Source organism: Paenibacillus jepli, assembly GCF_047238105.1.
In the GTDB taxonomy this organism is placed as follows: domain Bacteria; phylum Bacillota; class Bacilli; order Paenibacillales; family Paenibacillaceae; genus Paenibacillus_D.
The window spans coordinates 539,923-558,636 of record NZ_JBDFMD010000001.1 but is presented as its reverse complement, the minus strand read 5'-3'; the positions used below and the strand labels follow the sequence as shown (position 1 = coordinate 558,636).

Here is an 18,714-nt window from a genome sequence, read left to right as displayed (position 1 = left end):
CGCCTCTACATGTTAAGCAGCTGGCTGCGGGATTGATGCTTCTGTTTATATTGCTTAGGCGTCATGCCGATTTTTTTCTTGAAGACATAATAAAGGTAATTGCTCCCGGAGAACCCGTGATCCAATGCAATCTGCTCAATCGGCTGCGTATCCTCGATGAGCGCCGCACAGACGCGCGTGAGCCGGTATTCCTCCAGATAGACGCTGAAGGAACAGTCGTGCTGCTCCTGGAAGATCCGCTGCAGCTGGCGCACGCTGATATGGAGCCGCTCGGCAACCTCCTGCAGTGTGATCGCGCTGCCATAATTGTCCTGGATATACTGGACGGCCAGTTGAAACCGGTGTTTGTTCAGATTGCGGGAAGGAAGCGCGAACGGCGCTTCAACAGGGCCGGTAACCCGGGCCGCACGCAGCATGATCTGGATGATGGCCTGTTTGATCGAGCTGTAATACCCGGGCCGTCCTTCTACCCAAGCGCGATAAGCGCTCAAAAACCAAGGCATCGCCTGATGCTGGTCCAGGAACGTCTGCAGCGGAAAATGCTGCAGCGCCTGTATGCAATGCTCGGCTTCCTGCTGCTCCCACAGCTCGCCCCAGCTATCTTCGGCGCTCTGTCCCACAAGAGGCAGAATATCGACATGCAGACAAAGCTCATACATCGGATCAACCTCGGCGGCCTCCTGTTCGTGCATGACACCGGGACCGGTAATATAGAACATCCCTTCGCGCAGATCGAACTGTTCTTCGCCCATTCGGACGATGCCGCTGCCGCGGGGAATGAAATGGAATTCGAATTCGGAATGCTTGTGATAGCGGATAATCTTCCCAGGCGGGAAAGAGGTCAGATGGCAGCGGAGCACCCGGAACCCGTACGCGCCCCAACGGAAGCGGAGCTCCAGCCGGTCGAGCGCATCCATCTTGTCCTCCATCAATTGATATGGAAAAGGCTTGCTGGCCATCGTATCGATCCCCCCTGGTCAGGATTGCTTATTAGTTCAGAATATATGTGTTATACCGGGCTTCCCCGCAACGTACCTGATTATGCTTCGAAGTCAAGGCTTCACTTTGTGGGGATTACTGATTATTTTAACTCGTCCAGCCGGACATTGCGCCCTTGGGCCGCAGACAGGTTAGCAGCCTCCATCAGGCTGGTCAGATCGGTGGCGAGTGCGATGTTCTCATCGGCTGTCGTACCGTTCTGAACATGTTCTACCCATTGATCGAAAGCCGGAATTCTAGCCGAAGGCAAGTCAACCTCTTGCCAGCCGTCACTGTCCTTGCGCGTGCTGCGCAGCAGGAGCTTGCTCTCTGGCGTGCCATAAAGGATCGTGCCTTCGGTACCGTGGAGCTCCATCGTAAATGGCGAATGGCTGTTCACGAAGCCGGCTTCGACGATACCGACTGCGCCGTTGTCATACTTCAAGGTAGCGACGGCGTTGTCCTCGACTTCTTTGCCGGACACATAGCCGAATTGAGCGCTTACCGATACAGGAAGTCCGAGGAACAGGCGCGTCAGATACATCGGATGGCAGCCCAGATCGATCAGAGCGCCGCCGCCGCATTCTTCCAGACTGAAGAAATGCTCAGGCAGCCAGCCGGCCAATGCGCCGTTATGCGACAGTCGCACGCGCACGAGCGTCAGCTCGCCGAGCAAGCCCTCCTGGACGATCTGCTGGGCAGCCAGCGTGTACGGGTCGTTGAGTCGCGGCAGTGAAACGGTCAGCTTGACGCCGGCTTCCTTGATCGCAGCGAGGATCTCGCGTACTTCACGCTGCGTAGGTGCGATAACCTTCTCGGTAAAAATATGCTTGCCTGCACGGGCGGCCTTGATCATCACTTCATGGTGCATCGTGGTTGGCGTGTCGACGACAACAGCATCGATAGTCGTATCGGAGAGCAGGGCATCGAGGTCTTCGATGAAAGAGACGCCCAGCTTTTCTGCCGCTTCGCGGCCTCTGGCGGGTTGCTCGTCCCAGACGGCGACAATTTCCGTATTCGGGTTCGCCTGCACCTGTTTTGTATAATCCCAAGCATGGACGTGCCAATAACTCAACATAGCTACTTTAATCATGTTATCTCTCCTTATTTAAACTATGATTTGACGACATGTCAATAAAGTAACACAGGAGAAGAAGATGATATAATAGGAATAGGCGACAAAGATACTATAAAATCACGCCTTCCCTGTTAGAATGCTGCCACTACTTAGTCGAGCGGAGCGCTGCTGCGAAGAGCGGTGCGCCGTCCTGGTAAAAGCGGGACTTGGCGCTGAATTGACGCCGCTGAATTTTTCGGGCATTATGGAAGTAAGAGAACGGAGGTAAATGAGTGCTTACTGCAGATGAGATCATCCAGAAGATGTCCGGACAAGGCCTGCGTGTGACCGATCAGCGCAAGACCCTGGCCCGGCTGTTCGCCGATACCCCAGGATACTTGGCGCCGAAGGAAGTCTACGATTATATGGGACAATATTACTCGGGACTCAGCTTCGATACCGTCTACCGCAATCTTCGTGTGATGGAGGAGCTGGGCGTGCTGGAGCAGGTGATGTTCGAAGAGGGTGTCAAGTTCAAGCTGCACTGCCGGGAGCATCATCACCATCATCACATGATTTGCCTGCAATGCGGCAAAACCTATCCGATTACCTTTTGCCCGATGGATATGACCGAAGCGCCGGATCAGTTCCAGGTTGTGAAGCACAAGTTTGAAGTGTTCGGCTACTGCAAGGATTGTCCGCAGGAAGAAGCCACCGTCTAGAACGGGAGGGAGGACGTGCCGATGCGGCAGCTGCTGAAGATGCCGGTATTGTTCTATCGCAAAGTCATCTCGCCCCTCAAGCCCCCAACCTGCCGGTTCTATCCGAGCTGCTCCGCGTATGCGCTGGAGGCACTGGAGACGCATGGGGCTGCCAGAGGGTCGTGGCTGACCGTCAAGCGGATCTGCAAATGCCACCCATTCCATCCCGGAGGGATCGATTACGTGCCGCCTCGGAAGCCTGAGATTGCCAGACGTCCGCCAGCTTGACAATAATGATGATTGTCCGGTATATTTTGACATAGATACAGTTACATTAAGTTCGTGATCAAAAAAGGTCGCTTTTCAGCACCGAGAACAGGATAATATGTTGTCTCTGATGAACGGATGAGTACACAGACTAGCGCATTGCAGAGAGCCGGAGCAGCTGAGAACCGGTATGCCGCCGCTGTGGAAGATGGTCCCGGAGGAGCTGTCGTCGAGCGTTCGGCTGGCTAAATGCCGGCACCGTAAGATGCAGCGCCCATGCCGGCGTTAACGGCAGTCCGCCAGTCGTGGCGGCAGATGAAGCCTTCCGGAAGCCATTGCATTCGGAGGGGAATTTGGGTGGTACCGCGTGAGTGCATGACTCTCGTCCCATATGTGGACGGGGGTTTTTTGTTATTTTTGTTGTACGTCAGTGAACGCAACAATATAAAGGGAGGACGCAAAGATGTCTGAACAAAAAAAGTCGTTTTATATTACCTCGCCCATCTATTATCCGAGTGACAAGCTTCATATCGGCCATGCCTATACGACGGTAGCTGGCGATGCGATGGCCCGTTACAAGCGGCTGCGAGGCTACGATGTATGGTATCTGACAGGTACGGACGAGCACGGCCAGAAGATCGAGCGCAAAGCGGCCGAGAAAGGCCAATCGCCCCAGCAGTTTGTCGACGAGATCGTGGGCGGCATCCGCAAGCTGTGGGATACGCTGGATATCTCGCATGACGATTTCATCCGGACGACGGAGGAGCGCCACAAGCAGCAGGTGGAGCAGATCTTCAGCCGTCTGCTGGAGCAAGGGGACATCTACAAAGGCGAATACGAAGGCTGGTACTGTACGCCTTGCGAATCGTTTTTCCTTGAGCGTCAGCTGGACGGCGGCAATTGTCCGGACTGCGGGCGTCCTGTCGAGCTGGTCAAGGAGGAGAGTTACTTCTTCCGGATGAGCAACTATGCCGACCGCTTGCTGCAGTATTACGAAGAGCATCCCGACTTTATCCAGCCGGAGTCGCGCAAGAACGAGATGATCAACAACTTTATCAAGCCGGGCTTGGAGGATCTGGCCGTCTCGCGGACAACCTTCGACTGGGGCGTCAAGGTGCCGGGCGATCCGAAGCATGTGATCTACGTCTGGATCGACGCATTGTCCAATTATATTACGGCGCTGGGATACGGCTCGGACGATGAGAGATACCGACGCTTCTGGCCTGCCGATGTGCATCTGGTCGGCAAGGAGATCGTCCGCTTCCATACGATCTACTGGCCGATCATGCTGATGGCGCTCGATCTGCCGCTGCCGAAGAAGGTGTTCGCGCATGGCTGGCTGCTGATGAAGGACGGGAAGATGTCCAAATCCAAAGGCAATGTTGTCGATCCGGTCATGCTGATCGACCGTTATGGATTGGATGCGCTGCGTTACTACTTGCTTCGCGAAGTTCCGTTCGGCGCCGACGGCACCTTCACGCCGGAGAACTTCGTCGAGCGGATCAACTATGATCTGGCGAACGATCTGGGCAACCTGCTGAACCGGACGATCGCCATGATCGACAAGTACTGTGGAGGCGAGATTCCGGTCTACGCAGGCAAGGTGACGTCATTTGACGAGCCGCTGGAGGTCTTCGCAGCCGAGACGATCCGGGCCGTAGAGCGGGCGATGGAACAGATGGAGTTCTCCGTGGCGCTGAGCAGCCTCTGGCAATTCGTCAGCCGTACCAACAAATATATCGATGAGACGCTGCCCTGGGCGCTGGCGAAGGATGAGGCCAAAGCGGCGGAATTGCAGTCGGTCATGGTCCACCTGGCCGAGTCGCTGCGGATCATGGCGATCCTGCTGCAGCCATTCCTGACCCATACGCCTGCACGGATCTGGGAGCAGCTTGGGATCGAGCAGGGCGAGCTGACGACCTGGTCGTCAGCAAGCTCCTTCGGACTGCTGCCGGCAGGCACGCGGGTCAGCAAAGGAGCGCCGATCTTCCCGCGTCTTGATGCAGCCGAGGAGGTGGCGTACATCGCAGGCGAGATGTCGCCGGGGAGTATTCCGGCTGCCGCAGGGGAAAGCGGCGAAGCAGTTCAGGCCGCTGCCCCTTCGGCTGCAGCTGCTCAGGCGCACGAGCAGGAAGGGCTGCCGGAGATCGCCATCGATGAATTCGCCAAGGTCGAGCTGCGCGTTGCGCAAGTCCTCTCTGCTGAGCCGGTAGCCAAGGCTGACAAGCTGCTGAAGCTGCAGCTGGATCTGGGCAGCGAGCGGCGCCAGGTCGTCTCCGGCATTGCCAAGCATTATAAGCCGGAAGAGCTGGTCGGACGCAAGGTCATCTGCGTCACCAATCTCAAGCCGGTCAAGCTGCGCGGCGAGCTGTCGCAGGGCATGATCCTGGCAGCGTCGGCGGGCGATCAGCTGACGCTGGCAACGGTGCCGGACGCGATGCCAAACGGCGCGCTGGTCAAATAAATCTGGGCTCCCTCAGCGATGAGGGGGCCTTTTCGTGCCTCTGCTTGACACTCCGAAGGGAGCCCGCTATAATCATTACGTAATCCTTACGATTACTAATTATGATTACTTAAGCAAAGGAAGGATCACAATCATGTACAATTGGAATAAATTAGGTAAACGAGCGAAAGGGACCCTGTTGGCTTTTGCATTGCCTGCACTGGTGCTGACAGGCTGCGGCAACAACACCAATAACAATGGAATCGTTAACGAAGATACAAGCGGCAATGAAACCGTCGTAACGGAAAAAATCCAAGTGGTAACCAGCATTTATCCGGTCTATTATATGGCGAATGAAATCGGCGGCGACTTCGCTGAAGTCGTAAATCTGATCCCGGCAGGCGTCGAGCCCCACGACTGGACACCGGGCAGCGCGGACCTGATGCGGGCTTCCCAAGCCGATCTGTTCCTCTACAACGGCGCTGGTCTGGAAGGCTGGGTCGATAATTTCCTGAAGGGGCTGAACCAGGATGCGACCGTGGTCACGGCAGAAATGAGCAAAGGGATTGAGCTGATCGAGGGCGATGGGCATTCGCACAGCCATGACGACCATGCGCACGAGGATGATCATGGCGATGACGACCACGACCACGCGCACGAGGATGATCATAGCCATGACGACCACGCGCACGAGGATGATCATAGCCATGACGACCATGCGCACGAGGATGATCATAGTCATGAAGGCGACGATCATGCGCACGAGGAAGATGATCATGGACATAGCCATGATCATGGCGGTGTAGATCCGCATACGTGGGTGAGCCCCAAGTCAGCTCTGATCATGGCGGAGAATGTCAAGGACAGCTTCGTACAAGCAGATGAGGCCAATCGTGAAGGTTACGAAGCCAACTACGAGCAACTGAAGGCCAAGCTGACAGAGCTGGACCGGCAATACACCGAGCAGTTGGCGACGACGACACGCAAAGAGATCGTTACTTCTCATCAGGCGTTTGGCTATCTGAGCCGGGATTACGGCCTGACGGAGGTTTCCATTATGGGACTTTCTCCGGATGCCGAGCCAAGAGCGCAGGACCTGAAGGATATCGCGAACTTTGTTAAAGAGCATAATGTGGAATATATTTTCTTCGAAGAGTTGATCTCGCCGCAGCTGGCACAGACGTTGGCAAACGAAGTGAACATCGATACGCTGATCCTTAATCCTGTAGAGGGCCTGACGCCGGAGCAGGAAGCGAGAGGCGAGGACTTCGTCTCGCTCATGGAAGCTAATTTGCAAAATCTCATGAAAGCATTACAATAGAGAGAGCAGAAAACATCTGTCCGGTCTTGCAGGCTGGCGGAGAAAGGAGACTTGCGATGGCAAACAAGGTGGATACGCAGCCGAATTCAGCCAGAGGCGCAGCATGTCATCAAGATATCATATCAATTCGTGATGTTTCTTTTTCCTACGAGCAAAAGCGGGTCATCACCGACCTGAATTTCTCGGTCAAGGAGCGCGACTTCGTCGGATTGATCGGATCCAATGGTGCAGGCAAGACGACGCTGCTGCGGATGATCGTCGGTCTGCTGAAGCCGGAGCAAGGCTCCATCTCGTTGTTCGGCCAGCCTGCAGACCGGTTCAAGCAGTGGGAGCGGATCGGATATGTGCCGCAGAAGAATGCCTTCAATCCGTTGTTTCCCACTACCGTCCGGGAGGTCGTCATGTCCGGACTATACGGCAGGAAGAAGCTATTGCGGCCGCTGAGCAAGGCGGACAAGCTGAAGGCGGAGGATGCCATGCATGCGATGAGGATCGAGGATCTCGCAGGGAAGCGGATCGGTCAGCTGTCTGGCGGTCAACAGCAGCGGGCTTTTCTGGCACGGGCCATGATCAATAACCCTTCGCTTCTCATTCTGGATGAGCCGACAGTGGGGATTGATGTGGAGACGCAGGCGAATTTTTTCCACATGATCAAGCATATGCACAAGCATCACAACATTACATTTCTGATGGTATCTCATGACATGGACATGATACGCTCTTATCTGGGGGACGAGCCCTTGCAGGAGAACGGTAAATTGAAATTCTATGTCAAGCATACCCACGAGCTGGACAATTGCGGGGAATCGGATCTGGCTCACAGCTTGCGGGATCTGCGCAATACGATTGATGAGCAGCAGCCAGTGCCGGGATGAGTCAGGGTGGTTGCAACGGGAAGGATGGACTCGGATAGTGGATATACTTGCGTTCGATTTTTTTAAACGGGCCTTGGCCGGCGGTGTGCTCATTGGCATTACAGCCCCCTTACTGGGGCTTTTTCTTGTGTTAAGGCGCTTGGCCATGATCGGCGATACGCTGGCGCATGTCTCGATTGCCGGTGTAGCGCTGGGCTTTTTGCTCGGTGTCTATCCGATCGGGATGGGACTCGTATTTGCCCTGATCGCATCCTTTGCGATTGAGAAGCTGAGAAGAACTTATAGGAGTTATGCGGAGTTATCGATTGCCATTATTATGTCCGGCGGGGTTGCCATGGCTTCCATGCTGTTCACGATCGGCACGGGTTTCAACGTCAACATTACCAGTTATCTGTTCGGCAGCATTTACACGCTGGCCAACGAAGATCTGATTGTCATCGCGGTCGTTACCGTTCTTGTATTAGCGGCTGTGATTACTTATTACAAAGAGCTTTTTCTGATTACTTTTGATGAAGATGCGGCGGCAGTCAACGGTTTGCCTGTCCGGTATTTTAATATTATGATTAGTGTAATGACCGCTCTTGTCATCAGCGCATCGATCAAGCTGGTCGGCGCTCTGCTCGTGTCGGCGCTGCTCACGATCCCGGCGGCATGCAGTCTGATCATCGCCCGCAGCTTCAAGCAGTCGATCGTCGTCGTTGTCCTGATCGCTGAGATGGCGATTATCGGCGGCCTGATGATGGCTGGCGTGTGGAATCTCGCACCCGGAGCAACCATTGTACTTTTGCTGATCGCCGTACTTATATTGCTGATGCTTGTCAAACGGGGTTTGCGTATCTGATTGATTATTTTGATCGAGGAGGGTGCTTTCGTGGATTTGAATATATGGCTCGCTTTCGGGGCGGGTTTCCTGTCATTTATCTCCCCCTGCTGCCTGCCGCTCTATCCATCTTATCTCTCCTATATTACCGGTATCTCGGTGACAGATCTCAAAGCGGAGCGGCGTACCCGGGATGTCCGGATACGCACGATGGTACATACGTTTTTTTTCATGATCGGGTTTTGTATTGTATTTTATACTTTAAGCTACGGTTCCAATGCATTCGGTGATTTCTTCCGAGATTACCAGAATCTGATCAGGCAGTTGTCGGCGATCCTGATTATCGTGCTTGGACTTGTGCTGATTGGGCTATTCCAGCCCAAATTTCTGATGAAGGATCGCAAACTGGATGTCAAACTGGGCAAGAAGAGTTATCTTGGTTCAGTTATTTTCGGGATAGGTTTCTCGGCGGGCTGGTCACCCTGTGTCGGACCGATTTTGACGGCTATCCTGCTGTTGGCTGCGAATAATCCCGGAACCTGGTTTCAGCTGACGACCGCTTATGCCCTCGGCTTCGCCATTCCTTTTTTCGTCCTGGCGTTCTTCATCGGCTCCACGCGCTGGATCCTCAAGTACTCCCAGGCGATCATGAAGGTCGGCGGCGGCGTGATGATCCTGATGGGCATCCTGCTGTTCACCGACCAGATGACACGCCTCACCGTTTGGCTGAACCAGTTTGCCCCTTCCTGGCTAGGCTAATCAGTGGAACGAGTCATTACGTAAAATAGTCGATATTCGCTTCCGGGAAATGTTCAAAGATGCGCTCCGAGAGAAACATACGGAGCGCATGTGCTTTTTCATCGGGATAGACGTATTTGCCCTGGCCCCAACGCCCCCATTTGTATTTGCGCTTCTCGATGTCCATCTCGAGCTTGGTCTTCGGATAGCGGCGGGAGATAACGTTTTTGGCCGTCTTGGTGAAACGGTGCTGGATCAGCTCGAAGGTCAGCCCCTTCGTCGCTTCGGTTGGCAGTGCCTCCGCCAGCTGGGCGATCAGCTCGCCGTAACCGTCCTCCCAGCCGTCATGCCAGATGATCGGTGCAATAATAAAGCCAAGCGGATAACCTGCACCAGCTACCTTGGCTGCCGCTTCGATCCGCTGTTCGAAACGGGAGGTCGCCGGCTCGAAGTGCTTGATGACATACTGGCTATTCACACTGAAGCGGATGCGTGTATGACCGTTATGGCGGGCATCCAGCAGCGAGTCGACATGGTGGAACTTGGTGACGAATCGCAGCCGCCCGTACTCTTGCTCCGCCATGAACTCGATCAGCTCCCGCAGGCTGCCGGTGATCGGCTCCAGGCCTACGGGGTCCGACGTACAGGCCGCTTCGAACCGCGTCAGCTCCGGCTTGCGTTCTTCGATATATCCGCGTGCAGCATCCATAATCTCGTCGATGTTGACATACACCCGGATATACGGCTTGGCGCCCAGCGTGGTCTGGAGGTAGCAGTAATGGCAATGTCCCATGCAGCCGGTCGCGATCGGAATCGCATATTCGGCCGAGGGCTTGGACTGGTCGAACTTCAGCGTCTTTCTTACGCCGACGACCAGCGTCCGCTTGGCGATTTTATACTGCTCGAGCTCGCCTTCGCCCGGCAGATTGGTGATCCGGTTGTGGGAGGTGGTCATCCGCAGCGGGATGCCTTGCTCCTCCACCCAGCGGTAGATCATCTGACCTTTGGGATAATCCAGCGCACCTGGTTCAAAGTAGACCAATTCTGGAACAAACGATTCGTGAAGCTTGCTTCTTCGCGGTTTACTCTCCGTGTCCGGGGTTGGCATCTATCAGCCCTCCTTATCGACAGATGATGGCGTTAACCTCGTTAGTGTTTGGAGTAGGGGGCCGATGCAGTCATGGAAGATCAAGGTCCCAAGGTTGCTATGGCAGCAGATAACAGTGTATGATACTAAGAGCAACACCGCAGCAGGTGGAATGAAGCAAGTGAGGGGGAGCTTTCGATGCCGACTCCGAGCATGGAAGATTACTTGGAGAGAATTTATAAACTAATCGACGAAAAAGGATATGCGCGCGTCTCGGATATCGCCGAAGGTCTTGAGGTGCATCCCTCATCCGTTACCAAAATGATCCAAAAATTGGACAAGGACCAGTACCTGATCTATGAGAAGTACCGGGGCTTGATGTTGACGGGCAAAGGCAAAAAAATCGGCAAACGGCTGGTGGACCGGCATCAGCTGCTGGAGGACTTCCTGACGACAATCGGCGTGCAGGAGGCCAATATTTATACCGATGTCGAAGGGATCGAGCATCATCTGAGCTGGGATTCGATTACCTGTATCGAATCGCTGGTCGAATATTTCCGTGCCGACCCTGTACGCCTGGACGAGCTCCGTAAGGTCCGTGCCAATCTGGACAACGAGTAGGCGTTCATGCCGATATACATAAGTTAACGCAACAAAAAATAGGGCTGCCTGAGGTCTGTAACCTCAAGGCGGCCCTTTTGCTATCGTATACATGGTGCAGGCTGTCAATGATATTTCGGGATATTGTCGTCATCGTCCTTGCCGCCCTCAATCACCCGAAACGGTACCTTTTTGCGCGGCTTCTTGGTACGGGCCTGCATCTTCTGGACCGTGCGGGCCGACGGCTTGACCTTCGGCTGATTGCGGCTGCCGGGCTTCCGGCCGAACCAGCGGTCCGGCGGGAACTTGTAGAGCAGGTAGATCACGCCGAACACCGCCGCGGCAATGATCAGGATAGAGGGATCGCTAATCAGTGTGACGATCAGTCCGATGAAGATCAGCCCAACGACGATAATCACTGCCGGAGAAAACCTTCGCATACACAGCACATCCTCTCTTGACTATGAATGCTTGCTAACGTGATCTATACTGCCGGATTGCCAACCTTGGGCTCGGCCATCTCGCGGTCCAGCTCGCGCATCCGGTTGAAGGAGGCGATGGAGACGGCGACCTGGTCGTCCGTAGGCTCCTTCGTCGTCAGCTTTTGCAGCCACAGACCAGGGTATCCTAGGAAACGAAGGACGGGCGTATCGCGCAGCGCGTTGGTAAACCGGAGCGCCTCATAGGAGAAGCCCAGTACGAGCGGAAGGAGCAGCACCCGCAGATATACCCGTTGCCACAGCGACTCCCACTCAAAGAACGAGTAGATAATGACGCCGATTATGACCGACAAAATAATGAAGCTGCTGCCGCAGCGGTAATGGAGCCGCGTATACTTCTGAACGTTGTTCACTGTGAGCTCTTCGCCCGCTTCATAGGCACTAATCACTTTATGCTCGGCGCCGTGATATTGGAACAATCGTTTGACGATGGGCGTGAGCGAGATCAGATACAGATACGTCAAGAGGAAAATAATCTTGATCAGGCCTTCGATCAGGTTGTGCACGAAGATGCTGTAGCTGCTGCCAAAAATGAGCTCCTCGAGCACGGCGGGGACGACAGTGAACACCAGCTTGCCGAAGATGAAGGAAAGAACCCCCATAACAGCTACGCCGAGGATCATCGTCAGGTTCCAGCCGGACTTCTCTTCTTCCTTCTTGGCGGCTTTGGCAGCCTCCGGAGTCTGCTGCTCCTTGCCTTCCGTATCCTCGGTTTCGTCTTCCGCATAGGCTTCAGCAGAGAAATTCAGATGCTGGGAGCCTTTGGCGCTGGATTCGACGATGCCGACGACTCCGCGCACGAGGGGGATCTTCTTCAGGTTCTGAACCCAGCGGGCGGATGTCTTGGGCACCTCATAGAAGACAATATCGTTGTTTTTGCGGCGCACCGCAGTTACATTCACATGCTTGCCGGCGAACATGACGCCTTCGATTACAGCCTGTCCGCCATAAATGGCTTTGCTATCTTGCGGCAAGAGATAGTCACCTTCCTCATCAGCTTCTATATGATCCATTGTACTTGATTCCGCAGCGGTTTGCCAATTTTAAGTCGTCGGGTCGCAACGTGCTGTATGGATGCGGCAAGGCTTGTTGCATACTATCCTTGTGACGAACCAATCTGTGCATGTTGAAAGGAGCAGAAGAGATGGGGCAAACCAGGCAACATGATAACAAGCGCGGCGATGAGAACACCAATCCATGGACTTACTGCCTGATGATAGGGTTTTACGCCGGACTGATCTGGGGATCGTACGCTGGCTGCTGTACATTGTTCATTTCACGACCGTAGTGCCCGGCTTTCTGGTGGAGCCGTTTTTTCGCCGTTCGTTTCTCGAAAGCTACTGGGGTATTCTGATCGGGTGGGGAAGCTTCGTGATCTTCTCCATCGTGGCTGCGTATTTGTACAAAGCGCTGCTCGGACGCTTCAGCGGTCCCGGCGCCGGGATTCTCTACGGGATATTGTGGTGGGTCGTGCTGTTCGCATCGATCGGTCCGTTGATCGGCCTGATGGCGCCGCTGCCGCAGCTGGGATGGAATACGATCGTTGCGGAGTTATGCGTGTTCACTGTCTGGGGTCTGTTCATCGGGTATTCGATTGCCTTTGAGTTCCACGATGAGTCTGAAAGGGAGCCGATGGGGTCCAAAGCGCGTTCAGCCAGCCGGTCGTCATAGGAAACGCTTCTCAAACCGGCGGCTCCTGTGGTAAAATGGCAATTGATTCTTGTTGAATCAGGACGAATACACAGGAGGTGTCGAGGTGACGGCTGTACTCGTACTTAATGGCCCCAATCTGAATATGCTGGGGGTCAGGGAGCCCGGCATTTACGGCACGGTTACACTGGCAGAGATCGAGACTCGACTTGCTGTGCTGGCTGCGGAGGCCGGTGTCAGCATCGACTTTTTCCAATCCAATCACGAAGGTGCGCTGATCGACCGCATCCAGGAGGCCTACGGCAAGGCCGACGGCATCCTGATCAACCCCGGCGCATACACGCATTACAGCTATGCTCTGCGGGATGCGATATCTGGCAGCGGTATTCCAACAGTTGAAGTGCATATGTCCAATATACATAAGCGGGAGGCGTTCAGGCATCATTCCGTGATCGCTCCGGTAGCCGCCGGTCAGATCGTCGGCTTCGGCGACAAGAGTTATGATTGGGGCTTCCATGCTCTTCTGGATCATCTGAACAGCCGGTAACCGCAGATTCCGCAAGAAGGAGGCAGCAATGGCTAACAAACGTGTATTCCGGTTAAGAGAGCGCCTTGCCGAGCGTGGCCTGAAGGCGATGCTGATCACCCATCCCGTCAATCGCAGATATCTGAGCGGCTTCACCGGTTCATCCGGCTACGTACTGGTCACAGAGCAAGACAGCTGGCTGCTGACCGATTTCCGTTATATGACCCAAGCTCCCGAGCAAGCCCCGGGCTTCCGGGTGGTCGATCACGGTACGAGTGCGATCGATAAGGTAAGAGAGCTGTTAGGCGGCGGATACGGCCGCGTCGGCTTTGAGCAAGAGTTCGTCGTATTCAGCGATTATACCAGCTGGAGCGAGGCGCTGGCCGAGGTCGAGCTCGTCCCGGTCTCCGGCGTCGTAGAGGAGCTTCGCGCCACCAAAGACGATGGCGAGATCTCGGTCATGCAGGAGGCGGCCATGTTAGCCGATGAGACCTTCTCGCACATCGTCGGGCTGCTCAAGCCAGGCATGGTCGAGTCCGATATTGCTCTGGAGATGGAAGTGTTCATGCGCAGCCATGGCGCGACCTCGTCTTCCTTTGACACGATCGTCGCTTCCGGCGAGCGCTCCGCGTTGCCTCATGGCGTAGCCAGCGGCCGCGTCATCGGCAATCATGAGTTCGTCAAGCTGGACTTTGGCGCCTATTACAAAGGGTACTGCTCCGATCTGACCCGTACAGTTGTGGTGGGCAAGCCGACCGACAAGCACAAGGAGATATACAGCATTGTATTGGAGGCGCAGATGCATGCGCTCGAGCATATCCGTCCCGGCATGACGGGGGTTGAAGCGGATGCCTTGACGCGCGATATCATCACGCGGTATGGTTATGGAGATTATTTCGGCCACGGAACAGGCCACGGATTGGGTATGGAGATTCACGAAGCCCCGCGCCTGTCGAGGCTCAGTCAGACAGTTTTAACACCCGGTATGACAGTAACGGTCGAGCCCGGCATCTATCTCCCCGGCTTTGGAGGAGTGAGGATCGAGGATGATATCGTCATTACGGATAACGGGATTAAAATATTGACCTCATCCCCGAAAGAGCTTATGATCCTGGGATAGGAATTCAATCGTATAATTGGAGGGACTTGCAGTGATTTCAGTCAACGATTTTAAGACAGGCCTGACCGTCGAGGTAGACGGCGATATCTTTACCGTTCTTGAGTTTCAACACGTAAAACCGGGTAAAGGAGCCGCGTTCGTACGCTCCAAGCTCAAAAACCTGCGTAACGGCAACACCGTAGAAAAAACCTTTCGAGCCGGCGAGACGATCGGCCGCGCGATGATCGAGAACCGCGAAGTACAATATCTGTACAACTCCGGCGCCGAATATACGTTCATGGACAACGAAACGTATGACCAGTTCAATCTGGACAAGAAGCAGCTGGAGTGGGAGATCAACTTCCTCAAAGAAAATATGAATGTAAATATTGCCAGCTACCAAGGCGAGATCATCGGGATCACCATTCCGAACAGCGTCGAGCTGAAGGTTACCGAAACAGAGCCGGGCGTCAAAGGCAACACGGCCCAAGGCGCGACCAAAAGCGCGACTCTGGAGACAGGCCATACCGTTCAGGTGCCTTTGTTCATTAATGAGGGCGATGTATTGTTGATCGACACCCGTGAGGGCAAGTATATCTCCCGCGCATAAGCGAGGGCTAGCCGGAGAGCCGCTCTATGCCTGTGATGGCAAGAGCGGCTTATTTGTGTGTGACGGCTCAGCCGTCCCGTCCTGACTTGTCGGAATGAAACTTTATGTTATAATGTATAACTGATTGTTAAAGTGAGCGTCAATTAGGACTGCTTGGATTACTTTATAAAGTCTAGATACGGGAGTGAGTCAGTGTTGTCATTACTAGTGATGAAGTTCGGAGGCAGTTCTGTCGGTACCCCGGAGCGGATGCAGCGTGTGGCCAGACGAATCCTGGAGCGGCAGCAGGAGGGCAATCGGGTCGTGGTTGTCGTCTCGGCGATGGGAGATACGACGGATGATCTGATCGATCAGTCCAAGCTGCTAAACCCGAATCCGCCGGCGCGGGAGATGGATATGCTGCTGACGACAGGAGAGCAGATCTCGATCGCGCTGCTGTCGATGACGATCCATCAGCTGGGCGGCCAGGCGGTATCGTATACCGGTTGGCAAGCGGGCTTCCGGACAGAGCCGGTTCACGGCAAAGCCAAGATTACGGATATCCGGCCGGAGCGCGTGATCCGTTCGCTTGATGAGGGACAGATCGTCATCGTCGCAGGATTCCAGGGAATGTCTGAGGATGGCGAGATTACCACACTGGGACGCGGCGGATCCGATACGACGGCGGTGGCGCTTGCAGCTGCCATCAAGGCAGATCGCTGCGAGATCTATACGGACGTCGATGGCGTATATTCGACCGACCCTCGCGTCGTCAAATGCGCGCGCAAGCTTGATGAGATTTCGTATGACGAAATGCTTGAGCTGGCTCATCTTGGGGCTGCTGTGCTGCACCCGCGTGCGGTCGAGTATGCCAAACACAATAACGTTTGTCTCGTAGTAAGATCCAGCTTTACGCATAATGAAGGTACGCAGGTGAAGGAGGAAGCGGTAATGGAGCAGGGTATTGTCGTTCGAGGAATAGCCTTTGACAAAAATGTGGCCAGAATCAGTCTGCTGGGCGCGCAGGATATCCCAGGCATCTTGGCCAAAGTATTCGGAGCGCTGGCGGGTCACGGGATTGATGTCGATATTATCGTCCAGAGCGGCGTCTCGGACGGCAGCGCCGACTTTTCCTTCTCCGTCTCCAATAATGACAAGGAAAAAGCGCTGCGCGTGATCGAAGACATCCGCGGCGAAGTGCCTTTCCGTGAAGCGACGTCCGAGGACAATCTGGTCAAAGTCTCGATCGTCGGCGCTGGTATGGTCAGCAACCCCGGCGTCGCCGCCAAAATGTTCGAGACGATCTCACAGCTCGGCGTCAGCATCAAAATGGTCAGCACCTCGGAGATCAAATGCTCCTGTGTGATCGAAGCCGGACCGCTGAATGATGTAGTCAAGGCGCTGCATACGGCGTATAATCTGGATACCGAAGAGCAAGCCTTCGTGGGCGGACCACAGGATCGCCGCGAATAATCGGACTTATATCTGCAAGCGGCCCCCCGGCACTTTGTGCCGGGGGGCCTTATTAGATTTTGCATCGATCCGGGTCCCCGATCTTAAGATCCTAACCTATGCGTTCACTGATCATCAGGAAAACTTTGTAAAGAATGGCCGTGATCCCCGCAGCCATCAGCGGTCCGACCGGAATGCCGCGCAGGAAGACGATACCGAGGATCGAGCCGATCACCAGACCAACGATAAGCTGCGGGTCGTACTTCAGCATCTCCAGCCCTTTACCATTGACATAGGTGGCGATCGCGCCCCCGGCGAGCGCCAGCCATCCCGGCCAGGATGTCAGGGCGGCGGTGATCTCCTTGAGCTGGATGCGTCCTGAGGCAAAGGGGACCAGGACGCTGAATGTCAGAAACAAGAGTCCAAGCTCCAAGCCCCGTCGTTCGATCATCGGCAGATAGCGATCCAGATGCACAAGCTTGACGACGAGCAGTACGCATGCTGCTGTCGAGATAATCGGCGATTTGCCAATCAAGCCGACGATGATCAAGCCTACCAAGATTATTTCTCCTATCATAGTACAATCACCCGTTCCGCTGACTTGGAGCCTGTACAAGCCCCCTACCACTATATGCTCGCCAGAACGGTTTATACCTGAACCCTAGATCATATAATAGAAAGCTTCCTCCTGAACCTCCGCCGCCTCCAGAGGGAAGGTGTCGGACCGCAGGCCGCGCCTCATGGCTTCCAGCGTCAATACGTCTGCCGGCTGGATGTTGCCCAGGTGTACGTTGAAGCCGAGCGATCGCAGCAGCGCAAGCTGCTGATGCCTCAGCGGCGCCTCCCACATAAAGCCATCAAGATCGGCAAACCGACTGCGGATCTGCTCCAGCTCGTTGTCATTGCACTGGCCGTTGTGATCGAACAAACCGACGCCGACCCCTGACTCCCTGGCTTCGATAGAGACAAGCTCGGCGCCAGCTGTCCAGTCGGCATAGGCGGTCGCTGCCAGCATCTCCAGATCAATGCGGAAGCCCGCTGCTTTTTTGCCGTACTCAGTATATACAAACAGTCCCTGCGCTAGTCCTTGCCTGATCAGCTCGGTGCGTGTCTGCCGGGATATCTCGATCGTCCCGTCGGACACCTCGATGGTGTCGTAGCCGAGCTTGCATACTTGCTCCAAGAACGAGCTTGTCACGCCATGACGGATAGCCGCCTCGAGCAGGGTCCCGCCGGGCATGATGCGGATCCCGCGGCTGCGAGCCAACCGAATCTTGCTTGTCAGCAGTTCTTCATCATACAACGTCGAAGTACCAAACCCCAGCTTGATGCAATCGATGTAGTCGCCTGAGGTCGCGATGAGGTCGCTGAAAGCATGCAGACCAAGTCCCTTGTCGATAACCATCGTCTTGCCGCGTTCCCCGTGCACAGCTGTGCCGGAAGTGCCGCCGCTCTGCCGGGGCTCGCGTTCGCCAATCGGGTCGCACAGCAGCGGATGCCATCCTGTGCGCGAAGTTTCTTCCATAGTCATTCTCCCTTACCTACGTAATAGAACAGGATTTGCTGTGCCGCCATTCGAAGGCGACAATAGATTACCTGCTGCACTATATGCGATTGCCATCGGGCTGGTGTCTCCATGCCTAAATCGAGACATACCCGCATAAGATGAGGTAGCGGTCAATGGATGCAGAGGGGAGGAAGACGTAATGGACAGGCTCGTAGTTGCAATGGCCGTGCTCCGCCTATGTTCCGGCAGCATCGAATTAGCGGCGGCATTGTTGATGCTCAAGTTCAATCAGGTGGAAAAAGCGCTGGCCATCAATGCGTCACTGGCGCTGGTCGGTCCGCTTATCTTAATCTCATCGATGACGATCGGCTTGGTAGGCATCTCGGACAAGCTCTCAGCTGCCAAAATGGTCTGGGTACTTGCCGGCGTTACTTGTCTCCTGATCGGCATTCTCAAAAAATAATCCCTTCCGTCTACATCTCCGCAGCAGTCATAATCCGTCAT

General features: G+C 54.9%; 21 protein-coding genes. 14 read left to right on the top strand and 7 right to left on the bottom strand.

Features of this window, described 5'->3' with window-relative positions; all coding sequences use genetic code 11:
* Nucleotides 1-5 precede the first annotated feature (5 nt).
* Together ABC336_RS02750 and ABC336_RS02745 are read right to left on the bottom strand one after the other, a co-directional pair.
* Nucleotides 6-959 (bottom strand): helix-turn-helix transcriptional regulator, encoded by a 954-nt coding sequence (locus ABC336_RS02750; protein ID WP_413237202.1) that lies wholly within the window; start codon nt 957-959, stop codon nt 6-8.
* Nucleotides 960-1,081: 122 nt separating this feature from the next.
* Nucleotides 1,082-2,071, bottom strand: a complete 990-nt coding sequence (locus ABC336_RS02745; protein WP_413237201.1) for a Gfo/Idh/MocA family protein — start codon at nt 2,069-2,071, stop codon at nt 1,082-1,084.
* 257 nt (nt 2,072-2,328) lie between these two features.
* Between ABC336_RS02745 and ABC336_RS02740 the strand changes: the two genes are divergently transcribed.
* The 7 genes from ABC336_RS02740 to ABC336_RS02710 all read left to right on the top strand — a co-directional run bounded on the left by ABC336_RS02740 (nt 2,329) and on the right by ABC336_RS02710 (nt 9,221).
* Nucleotides 2,329-2,757, top strand: a complete 429-nt coding sequence (locus tag ABC336_RS02740) for a Fur family transcriptional regulator (RefSeq protein WP_413237200.1) — start codon at nt 2,329-2,331, stop codon at nt 2,755-2,757.
* A gap of 21 nt (nt 2,758-2,778) precedes the next feature.
* Complete coding sequence (gene yidD, locus ABC336_RS02735) at nt 2,779-3,024, top strand: membrane protein insertion efficiency factor YidD (protein ID WP_413237199.1); 246 nt, start codon at nt 2,779-2,781, stop codon at nt 3,022-3,024.
* Nucleotides 3,025-3,466: 442 nt separating this feature from the next.
* Nucleotides 3,467-5,467: a methionine--tRNA ligase gene (gene metG / locus ABC336_RS02730; protein WP_413237198.1), complete on the top strand. Its 2,001-nt coding sequence runs from the start codon at nt 3,467-3,469 to the stop codon at nt 5,465-5,467.
* Nucleotides 5,468-5,600: 133 nt separating this feature from the next.
* On the top strand, nt 5,601-6,767 hold the full coding sequence (locus ABC336_RS02725; RefSeq protein ID WP_413237197.1) for a metal ABC transporter solute-binding protein, Zn/Mn family: 1,167 nt from the start codon (nt 5,601-5,603) through the stop codon (nt 6,765-6,767).
* 56 nt (nt 6,768-6,823) lie between these two features.
* Nucleotides 6,824-7,642: a metal ABC transporter ATP-binding protein gene (locus ABC336_RS02720; protein ID WP_413237196.1), complete on the top strand. Its 819-nt coding sequence runs from the start codon at nt 6,824-6,826 to the stop codon at nt 7,640-7,642.
* 37 nt (nt 7,643-7,679) lie between these two features.
* Complete coding sequence (locus tag ABC336_RS02715) at nt 7,680-8,483, top strand: metal ABC transporter permease (protein WP_413237195.1); 804 nt, start codon at nt 7,680-7,682, stop codon at nt 8,481-8,483.
* A 30-nt stretch (nt 8,484-8,513) separates the two neighbouring features.
* Nucleotides 8,514-9,221 carry a cytochrome c biogenesis CcdA family protein gene (locus tag ABC336_RS02710; RefSeq protein ID WP_413237194.1) on the top strand — a complete coding sequence of 236 codons (708 nt, stop codon included), beginning with the start codon at nt 8,514-8,516 and terminating at the stop codon, nt 9,219-9,221.
* Between the two features lie 16 nt (nt 9,222-9,237).
* Here ABC336_RS02710 and splB read toward each other — a convergent pair whose 3' ends face one another.
* Nucleotides 9,238-10,308 carry a spore photoproduct lyase gene (splB, locus tag ABC336_RS02705; RefSeq protein WP_413237193.1) on the bottom strand — a complete coding sequence of 357 codons (1,071 nt, stop codon included), beginning with the start codon at nt 10,306-10,308 and terminating at the stop codon, nt 9,238-9,240.
* 177 nt (nt 10,309-10,485) lie between these two features.
* On the opposite strand from splB, the gene mntR reads away from it, so the two are divergent.
* On the top strand, nt 10,486-10,908 hold the full coding sequence (gene mntR / locus ABC336_RS02700; RefSeq protein ID WP_413237192.1) for a transcriptional regulator MntR: 423 nt from the start codon (nt 10,486-10,488) through the stop codon (nt 10,906-10,908).
* 104 nt (nt 10,909-11,012) lie between these two features.
* Here mntR and ABC336_RS02695 read toward each other — a convergent pair whose 3' ends face one another.
* Together ABC336_RS02695 and ABC336_RS02690 are read right to left on the bottom strand one after the other, a co-directional pair.
* On the bottom strand, nt 11,013-11,327 hold the full coding sequence (locus tag ABC336_RS02695; protein ID WP_413237191.1) for a hypothetical protein: 315 nt from the start codon (nt 11,325-11,327) through the stop codon (nt 11,013-11,015).
* A gap of 44 nt (nt 11,328-11,371) precedes the next feature.
* The gene (locus ABC336_RS02690) at nt 11,372-12,400 is read right to left on the bottom strand and encodes a DUF1385 domain-containing protein (protein ID WP_413237190.1); all 1,029 of its coding nucleotides are present in this window, start codon (nt 12,398-12,400) and stop codon (nt 11,372-11,374) included.
* A 184-nt stretch (nt 12,401-12,584) separates the two neighbouring features.
* On the opposite strand from ABC336_RS02690, the gene ABC336_RS02685 reads away from it, so the two are divergent.
* The 5 genes from ABC336_RS02685 to ABC336_RS02665 all read left to right on the top strand — a co-directional run bounded on the left by ABC336_RS02685 (nt 12,585) and on the right by ABC336_RS02665 (nt 16,724).
* Entirely contained in the window at nt 12,585-13,058 is a 474-nt protein-coding gene (locus ABC336_RS02685) for a YqhR family membrane protein (RefSeq protein ID WP_413237189.1), read from the top strand.
* A gap of 85 nt (nt 13,059-13,143) precedes the next feature.
* On the top strand, nt 13,144-13,584 hold the full coding sequence (gene aroQ / locus ABC336_RS02680) for a type II 3-dehydroquinate dehydratase (RefSeq protein ID WP_413237188.1): 441 nt from the start codon (nt 13,144-13,146) through the stop codon (nt 13,582-13,584).
* A 28-nt stretch (nt 13,585-13,612) separates the two neighbouring features.
* The gene (locus ABC336_RS02675; protein WP_413237187.1) at nt 13,613-14,683 is read left to right on the top strand and encodes a M24 family metallopeptidase; all 1,071 of its coding nucleotides are present in this window, start codon (nt 13,613-13,615) and stop codon (nt 14,681-14,683) included.
* A gap of 31 nt (nt 14,684-14,714) precedes the next feature.
* Complete coding sequence (gene efp, locus ABC336_RS02670; RefSeq protein WP_413237186.1) at nt 14,715-15,272, top strand: elongation factor P; 558 nt, start codon at nt 14,715-14,717, stop codon at nt 15,270-15,272.
* Between the two features lie 195 nt (nt 15,273-15,467).
* Nucleotides 15,468-16,724 (top strand): aspartate kinase, encoded by a 1,257-nt coding sequence (locus tag ABC336_RS02665; RefSeq protein ID WP_413237185.1) that lies wholly within the window; start codon nt 15,468-15,470, stop codon nt 16,722-16,724.
* A 91-nt stretch (nt 16,725-16,815) separates the two neighbouring features.
* On the opposite strand, the gene ABC336_RS02660 is transcribed toward ABC336_RS02665, so the two are convergent.
* Complete coding sequence (locus ABC336_RS02660; RefSeq protein ID WP_413237184.1) at nt 16,816-17,280, bottom strand: DUF441 domain-containing protein; 465 nt, start codon at nt 17,278-17,280, stop codon at nt 16,816-16,818.
* Nucleotides 17,281-17,364: 84 nt separating this feature from the next.
* Entirely contained in the window at nt 17,365-18,228 is an 864-nt protein-coding gene (gene comA, locus ABC336_RS02655) for a phosphosulfolactate synthase (RefSeq protein ID WP_413237183.1), read from the bottom strand.
* Between the two features lie 181 nt (nt 18,229-18,409).
* Here comA and ABC336_RS02650 point away from each other — a divergent pair, with 181 nt between their 5' ends.
* The gene (locus ABC336_RS02650; RefSeq protein ID WP_413237182.1) at nt 18,410-18,673 is read left to right on the top strand and encodes a YqhV family protein; all 264 of its coding nucleotides are present in this window, start codon (nt 18,410-18,412) and stop codon (nt 18,671-18,673) included.
* The last annotated feature ends 41 nt before the right edge of the window (nt 18,674-18,714 follow it).